2 protein-coding genes are annotated in these 1877 nt (G+C 74.2%); both read left to right on the top strand.

The window, feature by feature from the left end; all coding sequences use genetic code 11:
• Positions 1 to 1039, top strand: a 1039-nt coding sequence (locus tag PLP61_RS15610; RefSeq protein WP_324503677.1) for a class I SAM-dependent methyltransferase, incomplete at its 5' end; no start/stop codon positions are given.
• Positions 1040 to 1083: 44 nt separating this feature from the next.
• Entirely contained in the window at positions 1084 to 1662 is a 579-nt protein-coding gene (locus PLP61_RS15605; protein ID WP_324503676.1) for a protein-L-isoaspartate O-methyltransferase family protein, read from the top strand.
• The last annotated feature ends 215 nt before the right edge of the window (positions 1663 to 1877 follow it).

Raw genomic sequence — 1877 nt, 5'->3', positions numbered from 1 at the left:
CGGCGAGCTCGAGGTGCCCGACGACCTGGGCGTGGCCCTGGCACAGGTCCGCACGACGCTGGCCGGCCGTGGCCTGAGGGGCGCCTGGGCGAACCCGGCGGCGATCGCCCGGGCCGCGCAGACGGTGCTGGGGGTGGGGGCCCTGGGCCTGCCGCCGGCTCCACCCGCCTCGCAGGCCCAGCTGCACGGGTCCGTGCACAGCCGGGCCCGGGACCGCAGCGCGGTGAGCTTCCACTACGACCTGTCCCACCGGTTCTACGCCGCGCTGCTGGACGAGACCATGTCCCACTCGTGCGCGTACTGGACCGACGACGGGCCCGGCTACGGGCTGGGCCAGGCGCAGCGCGACAAGCTGGACCTGGTCTGCCACAAGCTGGCCCTCGAGCCGGGCATGAGCCTGCTCGACGTCGGCTGCGGCTTCGGCCCGCTCGCCCTGCACGCGGCCCGGCACTACGGCGTCGCCGTCACCGCGGTCACCCTGGCCGTCGAGGAGAAGGACTACCTGGACGAGGTGCTGCGGGCCGAGGGGCTCACCAACCGGGTCACCACCGCGCTGACCGACTACCGCGACCTGACCGGCAGCTTCGACGCGGTCAGCTCCATCGAGATGGGCGAGCACGTCGGCGAGCGCAACTACCCGCGGTACGCCGCCCTGCTGGCCGGCGCCGTACGCCCCGGTGGCCGCGTGCTCGTGCAGCAGATCTCCCGGCCGGAGCCGCACGGCGGCCGGCACCCCGGCGGCGGGCCGTTCGTGGAGTCCTTCATCGCCCCCGACATGTACCTGCAGCCGGTGGAGGAGGCGGTGGCCTACCTCACCGGCGCGGGACTGCAGGTCGAGGACGTCGAGCCGCTCGGGGAGCACTACGTGCGCACCGCCCAGGCCTGGCTCGACAACCTCGAGGACGACCACGACGGGCTCGCCGAGCTGGTCGGCGAAGAGGTGGTCCGCGCCTGGCGGCTGTTCCTGGTGGGCGGTGTGCTCAGCTTCACCGAGGGCCGGCTCGGCGCCGACCAGGTGCTCGCCGTGCGCCCGGAATGAGCCGGCGCCTCCGCCGCGGGGCGGCCGCATGGTTGACTCGGCGCATGGACGCCGTGACCGACGCGTTCGCGGCCTGCCCCCGCACCGGTTTCCTGCCCGACGCCGAGCGCCGGCGCGCGTCGTACGACGGGCCGCTGCCGATCGGCCACGGGCAGACCAACTCCCAGCCGCGCACCGTGGCGGACATGCTGCGGCTGCTCGACGTCCGGCCCGGCCAGCGGGTCCTGGACGTGGGCTCCGGGTCGGGGTGGACGACGGCCCTGCTGGCGCGGCTGACCGGACCGACCGGGCTGGTGCTGGGCGTGGAGCTGGAGCCTGGGCTGGTGAGCTGGGGTGCGGAGAACCTCGCCGCCACCGACCAGCCGTGGGCCTCGATCCGGCAGGCCGAGCCCGGGGTGCTGGGCTGGCCGTCCGCCGCGCCCTTCGACCGGATCCTGGTCTCCGCCGAGGCGCTCTCGCTCCCCCTGGCCCTGGTGGACCAGCTGCGCGCCGACTTCCGGCTGCCCGGCCGCCTGGTCATCCCCGTGGCCGGGGAGATGCTGCTGGTTGTCCGCTCCGGCCCCGAGCCGGACGACGTGGCCGTCTCCCACCACGGGTACTACCGGTTCGTCCCCCTCCGTTGAGTCACGCTCCCCGCACCGTTGACTCGCGCCCCCCGCACCGTTGACTCGCGCCTAGCGACCGGGCGGGCACGCGAGGCGCAACTCAACGGAGTGCGAGGCGCAACTCAACGGAGTGCGAGGCGCAACTCAAGGGGGTGCGAGGCGCGACTCAACGGAGGGAGGGTCAGTAGGACTTGGGCAGACCCAGGGAGTGCATGGCGACGAAGTTCAAGATC

The organism is Nocardioides sp. (assembly GCF_035429765.1).
GTDB lineage: Bacteria > Actinomycetota > Actinomycetes > Propionibacteriales > Nocardioidaceae > Nocardioides.
Note: the sequence above shows the minus strand (reverse complement) of the source record. Positions and strands in the feature narration are given on the sequence as shown.